Annotated in this window: 15 protein-coding genes and 1 tRNA gene; 9 read left to right on the top strand and 7 right to left on the bottom strand. The window is 40.8% G+C overall.

The window, feature by feature from the left end; genetic code table 11:
* Positions 1 to 5 precede the first annotated feature (5 nt).
* Complete coding sequence (locus JN11_RS21660) at positions 6 to 785, top strand: DeoR/GlpR family DNA-binding transcription regulator (RefSeq protein WP_144916081.1); 780 nt, start codon at positions 6 to 8, stop codon at positions 783 to 785.
* A gap of 503 nt (positions 786 to 1,288) precedes the next feature.
* Here JN11_RS21660 and JN11_RS24875 read toward each other — a convergent pair.
* From JN11_RS24875 to JN11_RS21630, 7 genes are all read right to left on the bottom strand, one after another.
* Positions 1,289 to 1,411, bottom strand: coding sequence for a hypothetical protein (locus JN11_RS24875; RefSeq protein WP_262713302.1), 123 nt, complete (start codon positions 1,409 to 1,411; stop codon positions 1,289 to 1,291).
* A 39-nt stretch (positions 1,412 to 1,450) separates the two neighbouring features.
* Positions 1,451 to 2,956: an OmpP1/FadL family transporter gene (locus JN11_RS21655; protein WP_144916080.1), complete on the bottom strand. Its 1,506-nt coding sequence runs from the start codon at positions 2,954 to 2,956 to the stop codon at positions 1,451 to 1,453.
* Between the two features lie 110 nt (positions 2,957 to 3,066).
* Complete coding sequence (locus JN11_RS21650) at positions 3,067 to 3,531, bottom strand: DUF4395 domain-containing protein (RefSeq protein WP_144916078.1); 465 nt, start codon at positions 3,529 to 3,531, stop codon at positions 3,067 to 3,069.
* Positions 3,532 to 3,611: 80 nt separating this feature from the next.
* Positions 3,612 to 3,803, bottom strand: a complete 192-nt coding sequence (locus JN11_RS21645) for a histone H1 (RefSeq protein ID WP_144916077.1) — start codon at positions 3,801 to 3,803, stop codon at positions 3,612 to 3,614.
* Positions 3,804 to 4,432: 629 nt separating this feature from the next.
* Entirely contained in the window at positions 4,433 to 5,599 is a 1,167-nt protein-coding gene (locus JN11_RS21640; protein WP_144916075.1) for an LLM class flavin-dependent oxidoreductase, read from the bottom strand.
* Positions 5,596 to 6,912, bottom strand: coding sequence for an APC family permease (locus JN11_RS21635; protein WP_262713301.1), 1,317 nt, complete (start codon positions 6,910 to 6,912; stop codon positions 5,596 to 5,598). Before JN11_RS21635 ends, JN11_RS21640 begins: the two co-directional genes overlap by 4 nt.
* A 50-nt stretch (positions 6,913 to 6,962) precedes the next feature.
* Positions 6,963 to 7,541 carry a TlpA family protein disulfide reductase gene (locus tag JN11_RS21630; protein ID WP_246139069.1) on the bottom strand — a complete coding sequence of 193 codons (579 nt, stop codon included), beginning with the start codon at positions 7,539 to 7,541 and terminating at the stop codon, positions 6,963 to 6,965.
* 231 nt (positions 7,542 to 7,772) lie between these two features.
* Here JN11_RS21630 and JN11_RS21625 point away from each other — a divergent pair, with 231 nt between their 5' ends.
* The 8 genes from JN11_RS21625 (at position 7,773) to JN11_RS21590 (ending at position 19,051) form a co-directional block, all read left to right on the top strand.
* Positions 7,773 to 7,982, top strand: coding sequence for a hypothetical protein (locus JN11_RS21625; RefSeq protein WP_144916073.1), 210 nt, complete (start codon positions 7,773 to 7,775; stop codon positions 7,980 to 7,982).
* Between the two features lie 135 nt (positions 7,983 to 8,117).
* Positions 8,118 to 8,188: transfer RNA gene (locus tag JN11_RS21620), tRNA-Cys, on the top strand.
* 809 nt (positions 8,189 to 8,997) lie between these two features.
* Positions 8,998 to 12,108 carry a SusC/RagA family TonB-linked outer membrane protein gene (locus JN11_RS21615; RefSeq protein WP_144916072.1) on the top strand — a complete coding sequence of 1,037 codons (3,111 nt, stop codon included), beginning with the start codon at positions 8,998 to 9,000 and terminating at the stop codon, positions 12,106 to 12,108.
* Positions 12,109 to 12,141: 33 nt separating this feature from the next.
* Positions 12,142 to 13,494 (top strand): RagB/SusD family nutrient uptake outer membrane protein, encoded by a 1,353-nt coding sequence (locus JN11_RS21610; protein WP_144916070.1) that lies wholly within the window; start codon positions 12,142 to 12,144, stop codon positions 13,492 to 13,494.
* 17 nt (positions 13,495 to 13,511) lie between these two features.
* Positions 13,512 to 14,465 carry a cyanophycinase gene (locus JN11_RS21605; RefSeq protein WP_144916068.1) on the top strand — a complete coding sequence of 318 codons (954 nt, stop codon included), beginning with the start codon at positions 13,512 to 13,514 and terminating at the stop codon, positions 14,463 to 14,465.
* Positions 14,466 to 14,501: 36 nt separating this feature from the next.
* Positions 14,502 to 15,476, top strand: a complete 975-nt coding sequence (locus JN11_RS21600) for a cyanophycinase (protein ID WP_144916067.1) — start codon at positions 14,502 to 14,504, stop codon at positions 15,474 to 15,476.
* Positions 15,477 to 15,625: 149 nt separating this feature from the next.
* Positions 15,626 to 16,960: a DoxX family protein gene (locus JN11_RS21595; RefSeq protein WP_144916065.1), complete on the top strand. Its 1,335-nt coding sequence runs from the start codon at positions 15,626 to 15,628 to the stop codon at positions 16,958 to 16,960.
* Between the two features lie 63 nt (positions 16,961 to 17,023).
* Positions 17,024 to 19,051 carry an MFS transporter gene (locus JN11_RS21590; RefSeq protein ID WP_144916064.1) on the top strand — a complete coding sequence of 676 codons (2,028 nt, stop codon included), beginning with the start codon at positions 17,024 to 17,026 and terminating at the stop codon, positions 19,049 to 19,051.
* Positions 19,052 to 19,056 lie beyond the last annotated feature (5 nt).

The raw sequence follows: 19,056 nt of genomic DNA, 5'->3' as shown, positions 1-19,056 counted from the left end.
AGGATATGAAAAGTATTACCGAAAGACATCAATATATTTTAAAGAAACTGAATGACGCCGGTTATGTTAATGTTCAGGAATTGAGTACGGAGATGGATGTTTCTCATGTTACCATCAGGAAGGACCTGAAATTGCTTGAGGATAAAAATTTGCTCTTTCGCACACATGGTGGGGGCACAAAAATTAATCCCTATACAAACGACAAGCCGGTTGCTGAAAAAGAGCAACTTAATGCCGAGGAAAAAAGCCTTATAGCCAGAGCTGCCGCAAAAATGATAGGACATAACGATTCAATCATCATTGCATCAGGCACAACTATGTTGGCGCTGGCCAGGTCCATTCAACCCGAAAAGCATTTGACAGTAATTACCTCGGCATTAAATGTGGCGTTAGAATTGTCTCATCATCAGTATGTTGATGTTTTACAGCTTGGGGGCCAGCTAAGGCAAAATTCATCTTCGGTTATGGGGCCTTATGCCGAACAAATACTTGCTGACGTATCGTGCAGCATGCTTTTTTTAGGCGTAGATGGAATAGATTTAGAGGTGGGCTTAACCACTACCAGCCTTATGGAGGCCCGTTTAAATCAAAAAATGATTGATGCTGCGCAGGTTACTGTAGTACTGGCAGATAGTTCAAAAATGGGAAGACGGGGCTTAGGGAAAATATGCGCGCTTGATCAAATTCAATACATTATAACAGATGATGGTATAGCAGATTCAACCATTAAATTACTGGAGGATAAGGGCATTAACGTTACAGTTATAGCAACTAATAAAAAATAGCTTGGTCACCCGATAAACTGTACAAAATTCATTAATACAATATCGGATCACTACTAATTTATCTTTCCGTTAACCAAGAGGGGCATTGGTTCGAGCTCAATTTGGGAGCAAAGGCTACACATACTTACCCGGCTAGCTTCTTCAAATCCTGCAAAAAGTGATTCGACAATTGTCCTGCCATCCGTCTTGAAAGTATCTGAACTTTAATTATAAGATGGTGAATTTAAAAAGTCGTGAACTGTAATATTAGTTATGTCTTAAACTTTTGATGAGACCTTGATTTTTAACAGATTGACAATGAGTTAAATATCTTTAAATTTGTAAAATGGTTCGAGAAGCGTCCATTTGTGCACGCCTATAGATGCTTGCGCTCGACCGTATAAAATTGAACAATATTGCTTCAATACAGCAATCCAATTGCTTAACTTTAACAAAAGCACTAAAACGATACCAATAGGACAGCTAAATTTGATTAGCCGGTCCATTTTTTGATAAAGTTGTTTTTATTTCCCGCCACCGCAAAAGCTATCCTGCCCGGGTCCCACATAAAGCCTGCTGTCATCAGCACGATTAAACTGCGATTTATAATACCGGCAACAGGCAATAGATGGTTTTATATTCTTCATCAACAATTTTGAGATTTGCCGGGAACTGCCAAAAAGTTGTTATCGTAGCAACCATGAAATTGAAACGTGATAAACGTTGGTGGCTAGGCTTGACGTACTATTGTTATATTGACTGCCGATTAAACTTGCCGAACTTGCAGTTTCATCATTATTGAAAGCATGTTCATAAGCGAGGTTTAACGCAACTACACTTGATAGTTTTACAGAACCGCCTAATGTTAGGTGGTGTTTAACTATTGCAGGGAATATTGGAAACACCGTGTTTGCAGGCACCGGGTTGCCGCCATAAATATATCCGGCTCTTAGTGTTATACCCTGGGTGACATCAACCTCGCCGCCGGTACGGATCTCGATAGTGTTTTTCCACTGTAGCGGAAAAGGAATGGCTATGGTTCCATTTGTCCCCAATAACCTGTTAATGTTGGGGTTTGTTCCTTGCGTCAAATTGATATTAAGGTTTGAAAAAGCATTTGCCCAGTTTATCCATTCAACGTCTGCACCAAACCTTATTTTTTTGCTTGCGGCATAAGAAAAGCCGCCAGATATAGACTGTGGGAGTTTAAGCCCGGCATCTGCAGCGTAAGTATCCTTTACTCCTTTTGTAAGGTCGATACCGAGTTGAGTAAACTGTTGCGTGGCCTGTTGCTGTGCCTGTGCCTGGGTGGTGCCAGGGTTTTGTTGTATAATGCCCGCCACAACTCTTCCGAAAGCATCGTTAAATTGATAAGTCAAATCAAGGTTTGATGTGCCACCTTTAAATGAAAGGCTTGTTGGTAAAGTATAATTCAGTCCAAAAGACAGCCGATCAGTAGGTTTATATGCAAATCCTATTTTCCCCGAAAATCCCCAGGCTGTTAGTCCACTTATGTTTGCCGTTCCCGTTAATTCTGAATACCCCAAACCACCTGATGAAGGCGCACCAGAAAATAGGTTTCCGAAAGTATAACCGGTTTGCGGATTGATAACGCCCTTTAATAGCGATGGGGATAAACTCAACGGCGCCCCGAATTGCAATTGGGAATATACCAACTGAGCCGTTCCGCCAACAGAAAATTTGTCTGTTATCTTATAGGCCAATGATCCGCCGCCTTCCAAAACATCAAATTTTGAATGATATGGCTGTTTAACATATTGACCTGATTGGTCCTTATATAGTTCATCGTTCAATGAAAAATCGGCGCCTAATCCTCCTTCAGTAAAAACACCAAAGCCGTATGTGAATTTATTTGAAGGTTTGTGAACATAACTTATGGTTACTAAAGGATACTTATTGCTTTTTCCATTAGCATCATTAATGCTATTTTTGAAATGCAATTGAGGTGCTAAAATTCCGGCCCCAAAATCTAATTCAGATGATGTTAGAAACGAAATGCCTGCTGGATTGGTTTGCAATAGCGTTGTATTGTCAAAAAATCCGGTAACTGTTCCGCCTCTTCCAATGGTCTTGGCATCGTAACCTATAAGTTTGGTTCCATCTTGCGCAAATGATGGTATGGCCAAGAATAGGATAGGGGCTGCAAAAAGTAAAGTAAGTTCAATTTTCATAGTTTATTAGATTATATTATTGTGATAAAAAACGGTTTATAAAATTTACCATTGTAGTTTAAGCTGTGCTATACGTCATTAAGGCCTTGCCAAGAATATTTACAATTATTTTAATTGCTCTGAGGATCGGGATTTCGCCTTTCCTTTAATCGGATAAAAAATGTATAGACATAACATCCGGCACAAAAACCAACAAAAGCCTCCAGAGAGGCAAAAATCAATAAGACGCCAGCAATTATCTGGGCCGGCAGAGTAATATCCGCAAGAGATAATATTAAAATTGATAGTGTGAAAAAGAATCCAACCAGCGCCGCAAAACGTTTAGGGCCCCTGTCAACCTGCTTGTTGTTAATTGCGAATTTCCTGATCAAGAAACCACTAGCAATATTGAGAATGCTGTATTTTCCCCAGTTAAAGCTTCTTAAAAAAAAATCGATAACAAGAAATGCTATTATAACTGTATATCCAAAAAACAGCCCAATGGCGACCAGTAATAATACCTGCAAAGCAGTTAATCTGGCCTGATTTTCGTTAATAGTTACGAAGTCTACAGGACATTGTAAATCTGTACTCATGTTTTAGATCTTTAAGGTAATAGTTAATGAAATTCCTATACAAACCATTGCTCGCAAACAATCAAGATTTCAATAAAGGTTTACAAACCCTTTGATTTTTCTTTAGTCTTTAATTCGAGTATTTCCGCTCTGCCATGTTGAGCGGCATTTTTTATCTCTTGTAATGCTTTTCGAAGTCGTGTACCCGCTGCTTTATTTCCTTTGCTGTAAAATGCGGTAGCATCAGACTCTGCTGCTGCCACCAATTCTTTTAGTTTTTTAAATGCTGACATGTTGTTAAAATTTGAGTTTTAGATATAAATTATTAATTTGATTTACTTGGTAGTTTTGCCATCAGAACGGGGCTGTAATTTTTGCTTAAGATCAGGAAGGCCGCCTTACAAAAGGTGTTGCCTTGAGGCTTCATTACGGATATAATAAATTGTAGATTAGATGATTCGTCTTTTAAAAGATAATTAAAAGGACATCCTTTTTGAGATGGGTGATCAGCAACAACAATAACAACAGCAAATTCGTTTGCATAAAACGAAGGTAGCCGTAGTTGATTTTCTTAGTTCAGAATGTAAAAAAAAGTTCATTCTATTTTATTTACGATTCAAATATAGTAAACTTTTACAGAAAATATACTATGTCTATGGATTTTATAGTTTTTATTAAATATCGATAAATTATGTATTTTTAAAATATTTATAAAAGACAGACTTCAATTCTTTATAGGAAATCTGTTTTCATAATTAATGTTAGAACGGCAGGAATAAACAATTTGAAAATTAGGCTGGACGCTCGGACTTATTAGTAATAAAATGGCTTACTGGGGAAAGTAGCACCGCGAAAGAGTTATATAGGGAATGAACTCATGGTGATTTTTAAATTAACAGATTAACCTTACTAGCAGGAGTGCTTAATGTAAAGGCGCAGTTGTTAAGGGTGTGACCGGTTCCTTATCTGGAATACGGTTTTGTACTTTGGGCATAGATACATTAGGCAGGTGAGGCAGCACCAATTCGGCAAAGTATTTGGCCTCGTCCAACAGCGGGTACCCGGATAAAATAAATGAGCGTATACCCATATCCATATACCGGTTTAATTTTTGCAGTATCTGTTGCGGGTTACCTACCAGGCATCCCCCGGCTCCCGACCTGGCCTTGCCGATATCGGTCCATAGATTAGGTTCAGCATAGCCTTCCTCATCGGCCATTTCGCGTACCATATTTTGTCTTTTTACTCCAAGTGACCAGGAGTCTTGTGCGCGGCTTTTGATTTCCATGCCTTTAATCGGATCAAATTTTGACATTAGCTTTTTGGCATACGTCCTGGCTTCCACCTCCGTTTCTCTGACAATAACATGGACACGGAGCCCGAAATCGACCTTTCTGCCGTAAGTTGCCGCCCGCAGGCTTACGTCCTGCATGCTTTGGTATAGCATTTCTTCGGTTTCGGGCCACATTAAAAACATATCGCAATACCGGGCGCATACGTCTCTTGCACCATCTGATGTGCCGCCGAAATAAAGTAAAGGGCCGCCATTCTGCTGGTAGGGTTTAGCCGGGTCAGCGGGCATATCAAATTCATAAAGTTTTCCTTTATGCAGGATACGATCCTGCATCCATGCCTGTTTTAATATTTCTATCGTTTCTGCGCAGCGCCGGTACCGGTAATCAGCATCTTCCCGGTAACCAGGCAAATCTGAATTAATGATATTGATGGTTAGCCTGCCCTGCAGCATGTGATCAAGGGAAGCTAATGCCCTGGCCAGCATAGGTGGGTGTATCTCCCCGCAACGAATAGCGATTAATAAATTAATTTTGCTGGTTTGCGGGGCTATTCCCGCTGCAAAGGTCATTACGTCTTGCCCAACGGTATAGGATGTTGGAAGCAGGATATTACTATAGCCTAACTGTTCCGCAAGTAACGTAATATCGGCGCAGTGTTTAAAATTACTTCTGCGCTCATTATCCAAAACACTCAGAAACTGCGTATCGCCGCCACATAAGTCATCAAACCAGGATATCTCAGCTATACGCGCATCCGTTCTGATCGTTACCGGCTTAAATTCTTTATCTATCATTTAGCAATAGTTATTTTGTTAACACCGGTATATTTACAAATCAAGTAAATTGCCAGTCCTGTAAGAGCCAACAATCCCGCATTGACCGCTTCACCGCTATTAATATTCAAAAACAAAAATAAGCAAAGAGCAATAGAAATTATCGCGATAAACACGCCTCCTGGAACTGTAAAAGGAGCTCTTTTTATTTGCTTTTTTCGCAGTATAGGCAATGCCAAACAGGTGGTAATAAAAGTAAACAGGCGTATAATTGCACTGATAGTTAAAGTATTTACAAAATTTCCGCCGATGGTTAGCAACAGTAAAACCGCACAGGTTATCAGTATTGCAACCGATGGTGTGTAGTAGCGTTTATTAATATGACTAAGTATTGCCGGCAACTGCTTTTGTTCGGACATGGCAAATAGCAGCCGCGAGCTGGTTAGCATTAGCGCATTTAATGTACCCAGCATGGTAATCAAAGCACCGGCAGTAATAAAATATCCCCCCGCATTACCCATAAATAATCGGGAGGCATCCGCTATGGGTTTTTCTGAATGTACCAAATTGGGCAGGGTACCTATACATACGTATTGAATACAAATGTATAAAATGGAGACAACGCCGATGGCGATTAATAAACTTTGTGGGACCGTTTTTTGCGGTTCAACAACTTCTCCGGCAGGCACCGTTGCCACATCAAAACCGGAAAATGCAAATACCAGCAGCAAAACGGATGACAAAAAAGCGGATGGCTTAAAAGAGCTGATCGCCCGGAAATTGGTGGGATGGATAAAAAATAAACCAACCATAACAAAGAGGATAAGTACTGAAAGCTTGATAACAGTAATAATGTTATTGACCCGGGTGGCTGGGCGTATACCGGCATAATTGATTGCTCCCAGGCTGAGGGTAATCAAGCCGATTAAAAACACTCTCGGCAAACCAAAGGCTGCGCCCGGCCATAAATAAGCAGTATAATCTATAAACAGGTTACAAACCGAAGCAAAGCTGAATAAGCGTGATAACCACAAAAGCCATCCTGCTACAAAACCTATAAAAGGACCTAAAGTGGTTAACGTATATAAGTATGGTCCTCCTGTACCGTTGAAGCGACTGCCGACTTCGGCAAAACAAAGAATAAGTAATAGGATCAGTACAGCGCAACCTGCAATGGCCGGCAAACTATAAACCCCCACAAGGGCAAATATTTTTGAAGGCAGGCCCAATATGCCAGCACCGACCGTGATATTAACTATCAATGAGACAAAATCCCATTTACTAATTCCCCTGATTAAATTAATACCTGGGCCCTTAAGCTGTGGATGTTTCAAAATAGCACTGTATATCCGGCTAAACTAAAGGAAATTTACTTAAACTACTTTTAAAGGTCTGTTGTTTTTGCGACGGGCTGGTTAACTTGTTGATCAATCACCTTGACCATTGCGTTAAATTCGTCGGTATTATACAACCGGGTAAGGTAAATAATTTTGCCGCCAGCATCAATTACAACGTTACGTGTTACGCCGCTTTTCTTATTGGCAAAACGTCCAAATATATCGGCGCCTGGATCAAGCGCAAACGGATAACTAACCTGCATTTCCTGATGGTATTTTTGCACTTTAGCTAATGGCTCATCCCGGTCAATACCAATCAAAACCACATTTTTATCCTTAAAAGCTTTCCATACTTCACTCTCCAGGTGGGGTATCTCCTCACGGCAAACACTGCACCAACTGGCTGTAAACTGTAAAACTACTATCTTTCCCCGTAGCTGTTTCAGGGATGTTTTTGTTCCGTCGGTTAAAACCAGTTCAAAATCGTCCGGAGCCTGGTCGCCAACTTTCACCGCGTAGCCCCGGTCATAGTTGCTTGCCGTTGTGGTCTGAATTTGCTGCGCTTTGGCGCCCATTAATATCAATAGCTGCAATGCAGCGCAGATGGCAAATCTAATATGTTTCATTTTATCAAATTTCTAAATTAATTCTATAAAATCTATAGTTTTTATAGAATTAACTTGCAAAGTTCATTTCTTTACCTACATTTGTCATGGATATGAACAAAACAGCTATCAAAAACCAATATTTTGAACTCCTGACCAAACAGGGGTGTTGTAGCTGTTGTTGCTGCTAAGCATTTCGATTTTAATCAGAACCATTAGTTATTCAATATCATTTTTTACACATGATGTCACATGGCGAAGCCTAGATTAATAAATATTGCCAGGAAAAGCCTGAACACTTTTTTTTACGGAAATCCTTGCGAACAGCCTGAAGTAAATGAGAAATATGCAGTTAATCTATCTGAGTTAAAACTTGGCGAAGGTATGCCGATTTTTAATGACAGCTATACCAACCATACGCGTTCTTTACAAAACTCATTTTTTACCGAAAATATTTTCTAATTAATCAACTATTAACTAATCTGTAATTAATTGAAGCGTGAATATGAAAACTGTCTTAAGAATTTAAAGAAAATAGCAAGTTAGCGCTTGTTTATTAGTGATCAATTAGTTTAGTGCCCGGTTTATCCGGGCAATGGTCAGGTGGCCGAGCGGTTAGGCTAAGGTCTGCAAAACCTTCTACAGCGGTTCAAATCCGCTTCTGACCTCTATGCATTGCGCATAATTCTTCTCTCATATTGGGTTTATATTGGGTTAGTAAGGGCCCCTGTTATCAGGGGCTTTACTTTTATTCCCTCAAAAAAACTGCCTTAGGTGATAGGTTAGTGGTAAACGCAGCCCCGTTTAATTAATGTTTCGATGTGATTGAATGGCAACTACCAGTTATTTAAAAATCTTTTAGGGTTTATTTAAAGCTCCCATCCCAGGAGGGAGTAATCTATATTTAACGGAGTAGCAATAAAATTAAATATCGTACACAACATCACGATGTTGAACTCTAATTGATGCAGGATATGATTATCAATAAAATATTTTCTAATACGTAATGCTAATGCAAGCTATAGAAACTTCAAATAGTAAAAAATATCATAATGTAACAATCAAAATACAAAGTCTATAGAGTAAGTAGTATATAATTATTATATTTGCCTTTCAATAATGAAAACAACTGTAAGTAACATATTTCTGTTTTCGAAAGGAATAGAATCAGAAAGCAACATGATGACCGTCTCTCCCAATGGCGACATTCTATGTTGTTGTTGTTAATAATCCACATCATTTTTAATATAATATGCTAATGGGTATTTGATATACCTCAATAATAGCGCGTATGCTTTTAAAGAAGATAGCACACAGAAATATATGATTAAATAAAATAATAAAAAAAAGAAACCGGCAAGGAAGCCTTACCGGTCTGTAGTAAATGAAGTATCAGCTCAGTAACGGCAAATCACTCACTGAACTTCACCACTGGTTTAAGCAACGAATAGTTCATTAACATAAAACCTCGTTAAATATGGAAATATTTACCCGTAAGAAAAAATTAAAAAAATACATACGTCCTTTTGCAATTCTAACCCTTTTCATTATCCCATACCTTGTTAAGGCACAAACAACTACCCCCCTTATTAACTCTACATTGGATGGGTTAGTATTAGATTCACTTACTAAAGAACCCGTAGCAGGTGCTATTGCACATATTAAAGGTACTACACACGCTGTTGCTACTGATGTCCGTGGTCGGTTTAATTTTGTAACCGGCCAGAAATTCCCTTATACCCTGATTATTACCTATCTCGGCTATAAAACGAAAGAAATTATAGCCGATGGAAGCCCCATCACTATTAAATTAGCTGAAACACTTAATCAACTCAATGACGTAGTGGTGGTTGCTTATGGCACACAAACACGCAAGTCGTTAACCGGTTCTGTTTCTACTGTTAAGGTTGATGACATTCGGGACAAACCTCAGGCAACTTTTGAACAACAGTTGCAAGGCCAGGCAGCAGGTCTGCAAATTAGCGCTTCTACAGGTGTGCCTGGTGATTCCATGTTTATCCGTATTCGTGGTACCACATCTATAAATGCAGGCAATGACCCGCTATATGTAATTGACGGTGTATACGTTAATAGTAGTTCTTTACAAACGATAACTACTGAGGGCCAGGCCGACAATCCTCTTTCTGATATCAATCCTGCAGATATTGAAAGTATCAGTGTCTTAAAAGATGCTGATGCAACGGCTATTTACGGTGCCAGGGCGGCAAATGGCGTTATATTAGTTACTACCAAGAGAGGTAAGCGCAATACAGCCCCCAAAGTAAGTTTAAATACCTACTTCGGCGCTGCCTGGGCCCCAAAACTTTGGGATCTTGTAACAGGCCCGCAACAAGCGGAAATAATCAATACGATGTATAAGAACTCTGAGGCTGATGCTATTGCAGCAGGTAATGCAACAGCAATTGCTCAATATGCAGTACAGCCTTTCAGAGCTTTAACTGACAATCCTACTGCTTCACCTGCGCCACGAGGTTTACCACAGGACCAGCAAACATATGATCGTTTACATGACGCATTCAGAACAGGCTTTCTGCAGAATTATGATGGCTCAATATCGGGTGGAAATGATAAAACCACTTATTATATCGGTGCTGGAATTAATACACAGCAAGCTGACCTAAAGACTAATGACTTTAGAAGGGCAAGCTTTAAGGTTAATATTGATCAAAAAATCAACGATATATTTACTATAGGTACCAGCAACTCACTTAGCCAAACCTATCGTACAAATGCACGTGTGGGTGACGGGCCGCAGGGTGGTGTACTGCAATCAGCCTTACACACACCAACATACCTGCCTGAAGTAAATGCCGATGGCTCACCTGCAAGATGGGCAGGCTTTGATAACCTGGATGTTTTGCTGAATAATACCAATATGCATTCTACCAGCGATCGTTTGATCAGTAACTTCTATTTAGAAGCAAAAATAGCACCAGATCTGAAATTTCGCAGTAGCTGGAGTATTGATTACAATACCTATAACGAATATCAGTATTGGGATAGTTTAACCATTATTGGCATAGCCAATCATAATTTAGGAACTTCCAGCATTTCTACCAATACGGTTTGGTCTGATGAGCAAACACTTACTTATAGTAAAAACTGGGGCAAACATACATTTGGCGTCCTGGTAGGTAATTCTTTAGAAGGCACTACTACTGCTAATACCACTGCCAACGGTACAAATTTCCCGAATGACTCCTACACATTGATATCCTCTGCTGCCAGTACAACGGCCTCGGCTACTGAAGCTGAATATAGGCTTTCATCATTTTTCGGAAGAGTTAATTATAACTATGATGAAAAATATTACGCGGAGTTTAATTTACGTGCCGATGGTTCATCCCGCTTTGGGGCAAATAATCAGTTTGGATATTTTCCATCTGCAGGTGTAGCCTGGCGCCTAAAACAAGAGGACTTTTTAAAGGATGTTGCTGTTGTAAATGATTTAAAATTACGTGGAAGCTATGGCTTGACAGGAAATCAGAACAACATCAACGATTATGCTTCGAGGGGATTATGGGGAGCTGGCGCAAATTATCAAAATAACCCTGGAACACTTCCTACGCAGTTAGCAAATCCTAATCTGAAGTGGGAAAGTACCCGCCAGGCTGATATCGGCGTGGATGCCAGTTTATTTAACAGCCGCCTGAATGTTACAGCCGATGTGTATGATAAGTTCACTTCAAATTTATTACTTAATCTGCCTTTGGCAGTAAGTTCCGGATTTTCATCAATACTGGAAAATGCCGGAGAAATGAGTAATAAAGGTATAGAATTAAATATTACCAGCACAAACATTAGCGCGGAGCATTTTAAATGGACCACAAACTTCAATATTGCAACCAACGTAAATAAAATCGTAAAAATTCCAAGCCCTATTGTAGCAGCCTATGCTGCTGAAAGAATGGTGCAGGGTTTATCAATGTACACCTTCTTTGTGTATAAGCAGTTATATGTTGATCCCAAAACAGGCAATGCAGTTTATGATGACGCCAGACACGACGGTGGCACATTAAAACCAACAGCCAACGATATTGAAGCCGATGGCAGCGCATTGCCGAAATACACCGGGGGGGTAAACAATAGTTTTACTTACAAAAATTTTGATTTGAATGTATCATTCAACTATGAAATAGGCAACAAAGTATACAATAACAATGCTTACTTCCTTGAGGGCGGCGGAACACGCGATGCCAATAGGGCAATTGATACCAGGCAGTTAACCGCATGGACAACACCCGGACAGATAACCGACATGCCAAGATTGACTGCGCTGGGAGATAACTACACGATCAGCCCAACCAGTCGCAATATTGAGGATGGCTCCTTTTTAAGATTAAGTAATGCGAATCTGGGTTATAAGCTACCACACAGTCTGACAAATAAAATAGGGGTTTCTTCCATAAGGGTTTACGTAAGCGGCACAAATCTTTGGTTGCTTACTAAATACCGCGGACCAGATCCTGAAGTAAATGTGTCATCATCTCCTACAGTACTTGGTTATGACCTTGGAACACCGCCAATACCACGCACAGTACAAATAGGAGCAAACGTAACATTTTAACCCGTTTCATTCATAATCACAAAAGAAAGACAGATGAAAAAATATATATACATAATACCTGTTATATTATTGCTGGGCGCGTGCAAGAAATTCCTGACTGTTGAGCCAAAATTAAATGTGGACCAATCACAGGCAATTGTTGATGCAGGCTCGGCAGGAACAGCAACTAACGGCTTATTTAATACGCTTGCCAGCAGTGGATATTACGGGGAAAATTTTCCGGCTATTTCCTATTTGGCAGGTGGCGATATCCAGTGGACCGGCTCTCAATCAGATGCAAGTGATATTAATAAGCACTTAACGTCATCAACCAATGGTTATATCTTAACAGCGTGGACAACCATTTATGAAACCATTTCGCAGGCAAATTATATTATTGCCGATGTTCCAAAGGTAACTGACCCCTTATTTACTACTGCAACACGAAACCAATATCTCGGTGAGGCCTACTTTATCAGGGCATTGGCGTACTTTGATCTGGCGCGTGGCTGGGGCGGGGTGCAATTGATCCTTAAACCAACAACTACCCCTGCAGACAACACAGGTATTCCCCGAAGCAGCCTGGCTGATACTTATGCCCAGGTGTTAAAGGATTTAAATACCGCCGAAACTTTAGTCCCATCAGCAGTAAACCGTAATAGGGTAACTCAAAAAACCGTATGGGCACTAAAAGCGCGGCTATACCTTTATACACAACAGTGGGCATTGGCAGAGCAATATGCCACCCAGGTTATAAGTGATGCTACGGACTATACTTTGGTGACACCTTACAGTGCTTTTTTTGCCAATAATGCTGTGGCTACAAAAGAATCAGTTTTTGAGCTGGCATATACGGTTTCAAATACTAATGGTCACAGCACATGGTGGCTGCCACCCGCGTTAGGCGGCCGTCGCGAATGGGCTCCTAATACAGGTTTGGTTGCTTTGTTAAATAACCCCGCAATAGGAGGTAACAGAAGCGCGTTGATTGCACAAACTGCTCCTCCAGGAAACCTTTGGTATGGTCAGTTATACTATCGTCAGCCGCTGGGAACCGATCCTGCCTATGTAATTCGTATAGCCGAGTTATACTTTATCCGTTCAGAGGCAAGAGCTGAGCAGGGAAATCTAAGTGGTTCGCTGGCCGATTTAAACGCAGTAAGAGCACGCGCGGGTGTTCCAGCCAGTACTGCTGCAACGCTTAGTGATTTGTTATTAGCACTTGAAAAAGAAAGAGAGGTTGAGTTTCCTTTTGAGACAGATCGCTTTTTCAATCTGGTGAGAACCGGCAGGGCGCAAACGGTATTATCACTTCCAGATACGCATCTGTATTTATTCCCGATTCCTTATAGTCAGACATTAGTTGATCCCGAATTGGCGGGAGCAAATGCTAACCCTGGATATTAATCACTATTAAAAATCAAATGAAAAAATTAATCATCCTTTCGTTTATAATAGCTGTTGTCAGCTGTTCGGCTGTATTTGCTCAGCCATCGCCTATTACGATAAAGAAATCGACTACCAGGCACGGTCCGGAAAAGGGATCACTGATTATCATTGGCGGAGGTGGAGCAACTCCGACAATCTGGAGCAAGTTTGTTGAACTGGCTGGTGGAAAAGATAAAGCTAATATTCTGGTAGTTACAACAGCTGCCGGTGACTCGGCTGAATTCGTTACTGAAACCGTAGAATTAATCAAAAAGGAAACCGGTGTGCAAAATGTGCACGCATTGCACACCGGCGACCTTTCAGTAGCCAATTCTGAGAAGTTTATTGAGCCGATAAAAAAAGCTACTGCCATTTTTTTTGATGGTGGCAGGCAGTGGCACATTGCAGATTCCTATCTGAACACACTAACGCACCAGGCTTTTAAAGATCTTCTTGACCGTGGAGGGGTAATTGCAGGTACGTCTGCAGGAGCTACGATACAAGGGTCATTCCTTTGGCGAGGCGACACAAAAAGCTCAGAAATATTGATCGGCGACCATACCCAAGGGCTGGGCTTCTTAAAAAACGCCGTGATTGACCAACACTTACTTACCCGGAACAGGCAGTTTGATCTTGTCGATTTTGTGAAAAATACGCCAGAATTAATAGGTATAGGCTTGGAGCAGGCCACCGCTATCTTGGTGCAGAGAGATACTTTAGAGGTAATAGGAAAAGCTTACGTAGCCATTTATGATTACAACACTATTATAGGAAATGGTGTAAAGCATGTTACCAATGGAAAGGAGAATTACACTGCTTCTGATGGGCCTTTTTTCTTTTTGCACGAAGGTCAAAAATATGACTTGGCTAAACGCGTGGTGATTGAACAACCACGAGGCAAAGGTTCAAATACCGGGGTTGGAAAAAGTGGAGATGACGATGATAAGTAGGTTATCTTAATTATTAAACATCAAAAACGACGTAACATGAAAAAATATTTCCTGATAGGTTTATTGCTGACAGTATCTGCATTTGTGCAAGCGCAGTCAGCTGCTGTCAAAAAAACATTGACACCGATAACTTTACAACCGGCAATAAAAATTATAAATCCTACCACCAAACACGGGCCAGAAAAAGGCTCCCTGCTTATTATAGGAGGAAACGTAGGATCTCAAAGAGACATCTGGGATAAATTCACAGAGTTAGCCGGAGGCAAAGAAAAAGCGGTAATTGTAGTGGTAACCACTGCAACTGGCGACTCTGCAGCCTACGACCAGAAAGATGTAGAAATTTTAAAAAAAGAAACTGGTATTAAGGATGTAACGCTTCTGCACACAAATGATTTGAAGGAAGCCAATAGCGAAGCTTTTATTGCTCCCCTAAAAAAAGCAACCGGAGTTTATTTTGTGGGAGGCCGCCAATGGCGCATAGCCGATGCGTACCTCAATACGCTTACTCACAAGGCTTTTTGGGATGTACTAAATCGCGGTGGTGTAATTGCAGGAAGTTCTGCAGGGGCCAGCATCCAAGGTTCATTTCTTTGGAGAGGTGATACTAAAGGGGCTCAGATATTGATCGGTGACCATACACAAGGCCTGGGTTTTCTTAAAAGTTCAGCGATAGACCAGCACCTTTTAGTCCGGAACAGGGAGTTTGACCTGGTTAGCCTGATCAGAAAATCGCCGCAACTTATTGGTATAGGGCTTGATGAGGCAACCGCAGTAGTGGTGCAAAGAGACACTTTACAGGTTATAGGAAAATCTTTTGTGGCCATATACGATTATAACACGATCCTCAAAAGTGAAGAAAAATCTTTGCCTAAGGGTACGGAAGATTATACGGTATCAAGCGGCCCGTTTTTCTTTTTAAGCGCAGGTCAAAAATATGACCTGGCCAAAAGAGAGGTGATCAGAGAGCCCCGTAAAATCAAACCCGGAAATTCAGCAGTGAAAGCCAAATAACGAAAGACAAATTTAAGGGTACCAATAAAAGGGTAACCTTAAATAAATGGAGCCGGAGGACCGAGTAGCCAGGTTGGGTCTGCAAAACCTTATACGGCAGTTCGATTCTGCCTCCGGCGTCATTTTTTGACAATATTAAATTAAACCCCATGACAAAATTCTTAACAATTGAACCTACCGGTAAATGGAGTGAGCGAGAGAAGAATGTATTTCGGTTCTTTTTCCTCTTTTTCATAATCCAGGCGTTGCCACTAAGCGTGGACCTATTTAAAGTAGTTTTTGGCATTAACTGGCTTCGCATCAGTTATGGTGATATTTTCAATATAACACGCTTGTCTGCCAAATTTATTCCCGGGGCCGATAGCTTCATCAACTGGATAATTGCCGCTGTATTAGCTGTAATTGGTTCAGTGATTTGGAGTAGATTCAAATTTAAAGATCAGGACTATAGTATCTTATATTATTGGTTAAGAGTAATTGTACGTTACCGGCTGGCCATAGGTATTTTAGGATACGGCTTTATTAAATTTTTTCCTCTGCAGGCACCATTTCCTTCCATAAGTAATCTGAATACCAGTTATGGAGATTTCAACGATTGGAAGATATTCTCGATGAGCCTTGGCATCGTACCAAACTATGAGTCGTTTCTCGGATCTATCGAAATTGTTGCCGGTTTATTATTGTTTTTCAGGAAAACAGCAACCATTGGTGCGCTGATCATCTTGGTATTTACAGGAAACGTTTTTATATCTAACCTTGCCTATGAAGGTGGCGAATACGTTTACAGTATATATCTGTTGAGCTTCGCTTTATTTGTATTGTCATTTGACGCCCTGCGGATATACAATCTGGTTTCGCTGGAACAGCCTACCGAACCCAATAAGTTTAAACCCGAACTAACAGGCAGACAGCGAACAATCCGGTTGGTTGTTAAAACACTGGTAGTTTTCTTTTTTGTTTTTCTTTATGGTTTTAAAACCTATTCAGGTTATAAGCATGATCCTTACCAGTTTCCAAATACACCGGGTTTAGCTAAAGCAAGTGGTATATATAATGTAAGCGAATTTAAAATCAATAATAAAGAACTCCCTTATTCGGCAACAGATTCGGTGCGGTGGAAAGATGTGGTATTTGAAAAATGGGCAACCATTAGTATCAGATCTAACCGGCCGGTAATTGTTGATGCAGTTAATTATGAGCAGGTATTTAAAAAGGATGAAGACAGGGATTATGAGTTAATAGGTTCCGCTGGCAGGCATTACTATAGCTATAATACCGATACTTTAAACCACGTATTGTTTTTAGCCGATAAGAATCCACATTATAAAGGCGAAAAGCTTGTACTCAAATATTCACGGCCGGATACCGCTACAATTATTTTAACTGGTATTAATCAGCAAAAGGATTCTGTCTATGTCGTGCTCAATAAGCTGGATAAAAAATATCCGCTCTCAATGGGTCGCAGAAGGGTGCTTAAACTTTAACAGAAAAGAAGTAATCCTTTGAGAAAACGGAATCATAGATCATCGATTTAAACTTAAAACATTATGTCTGATAAAAAAACTAATTCAGATAATCCTGAAATAACACCCGAATCACAAAATGACCCAGGAGATTCGACAAGTAACCAACCTGTAGCAAACAACAAGGTATGGTCATGGTACAAAAAACTTGCGTTTCGCATACTTTTTGTATTTCTGTTGGCAATGTGTATTCCTTTCACAAGCAACTGGTATAAAAACCTGTTTACGCTTGACTGGCTGCATCCGCATTACCGGGATATATACGATATCGCACGTTTTCAGCCGAGCTTCAAACAATTTTTCAGTGGCAAAGGCGATAATGAAGATAGCGCTTTCCCGGTGGGTAATGAAGGCAACCCGGGTGATAAAAATGGCAACAAGGGAGAAGAGCATCGGCATCATAACAGGGGGGGCGACTCAACACAATCAGGCAATGGCGGCGGCTTTGCCGGTGGGAATCATAACGGATTTGGCAGACATCACCACCATGGCGATTCTACCCAAGCCGGGAGGAGCGGCGATAGCCTGGCTGGCACAGGTATTAGACCTCACCATCACAGGGGAGACTCCACAAAAACGGACACCGGAAGAACACAGCGTTTTGCCGCGCATCATGGTAGCGGCCGCAATAAAATTGGTCCGAACGGCGATGCCGATCATGATTCAACGGCTGCTGCTTTTACAGGTAAAAAGCACGGTAGAAATGGTAATGATAGCGCACCGCCTCCGGATAGGAATTTTTTGGCCGACTATGCCGATTGGGGTATTGCCTTTCTGATAGGGGTGGCCGGTGGATTAATTTGGACCCTGGTTGATTGGAAAAGCAAAAATTACAATATCTTATATTATTGGATTCGAGTAGTTGTAAGATACAGGGCTGGGATCGGGATTATTGGTTTTGGTTTTACCAAGCTGTTTCCTACGCAAATGCCTTATCCCTCACTGGGCTTGTTAAACAGTAATTTTGGCGATTTTACCGCTCAGAAAATCTACTGGATGTCTGTAGGTATTGTGCCTTGGTATCAGGTTTTTGGCGGCGTTGTTGAGATTGCCGCAGGAACTATGCTTTTTTTCAGGCGTACAACAACTTTCGGTGCAATTTTACTTGCTGGTGCCCTGGGAGATATTACTTATGTAAACTATGCCTACGATGGTGGTGTACACGTTTATGCATTTTATTTTGTGTTTTTGGCACTCATTCTTTTTGCCGATGATATTCCCAAACTATATAACCTGCTTATTCTGGAACGCTATACCGTACCGGTTCGCGTTTATCCTGATTTTAGAAAGCCATGGCTTAAATATGCTCGCATCGGATTAAAGCTGCTTACGTTCATCATATTTTTTGTCATTTTAACTTATACAGAGGTTATTAACTTTAAATACGATCCTTATAAGCAACCTGCAACCGCCGGGCTAAAACAGTTAAGAGGCAACTATCACGTAACTGAATTTAAAATAAATGGGCAGGAGATTCCTTACAATCCACTGGATACGGTAAGGTGGCAGGAAGCAACCTTTGAAAACTGGACCACTTTAACATTTAAAGTAAACCATCCGGTATTGATTGACCCTTCTAACGGAGGTGGGAGCCCTATGAAAGATATTCAGCGGACATTCGAAATCACCGGGGTAGCTGGTGGACAACGCGCATTCCACTATTATGCAGATACGATTGATAAGGTACTTTACCTACAGGATAAAAATGCTATAACCTTAAGAGGTAACAGAGGAACAAGAGGCCGTAATCGTTCTAATACCGAGAAAAAGCCGACAGATAACTGGATCAGCAAAACAGCCCTGCAGCATATAGGTGATGAAAAGAAAATGATAGACGAGCATGCCTGGTCAACCAGGAGAGACAGGGAGTTTGCTGCTAAGGGACCCGAACCAAAGCGGAACCGCATGATCCTGAAATACAGCACTACCGATGGGGCGAGAGTGATCCTTTCGGGTATAAATGAAAAAAAGGATTTGATTTACGTAGTGTTGGATAGATATAAAAGGAAATATACATTACCGGCAAGCACGCTCAGTGCTGGGAAATATTAATGGAA

The sequence above is a fragment of the Mucilaginibacter frigoritolerans genome (assembly GCF_007830615.1).
GTDB lineage: Bacteria > Bacteroidota > Bacteroidia > Sphingobacteriales > Sphingobacteriaceae > Mucilaginibacter > Mucilaginibacter frigoritolerans.
This window is presented reverse-complemented; position numbering and strand designations above follow the sequence as displayed.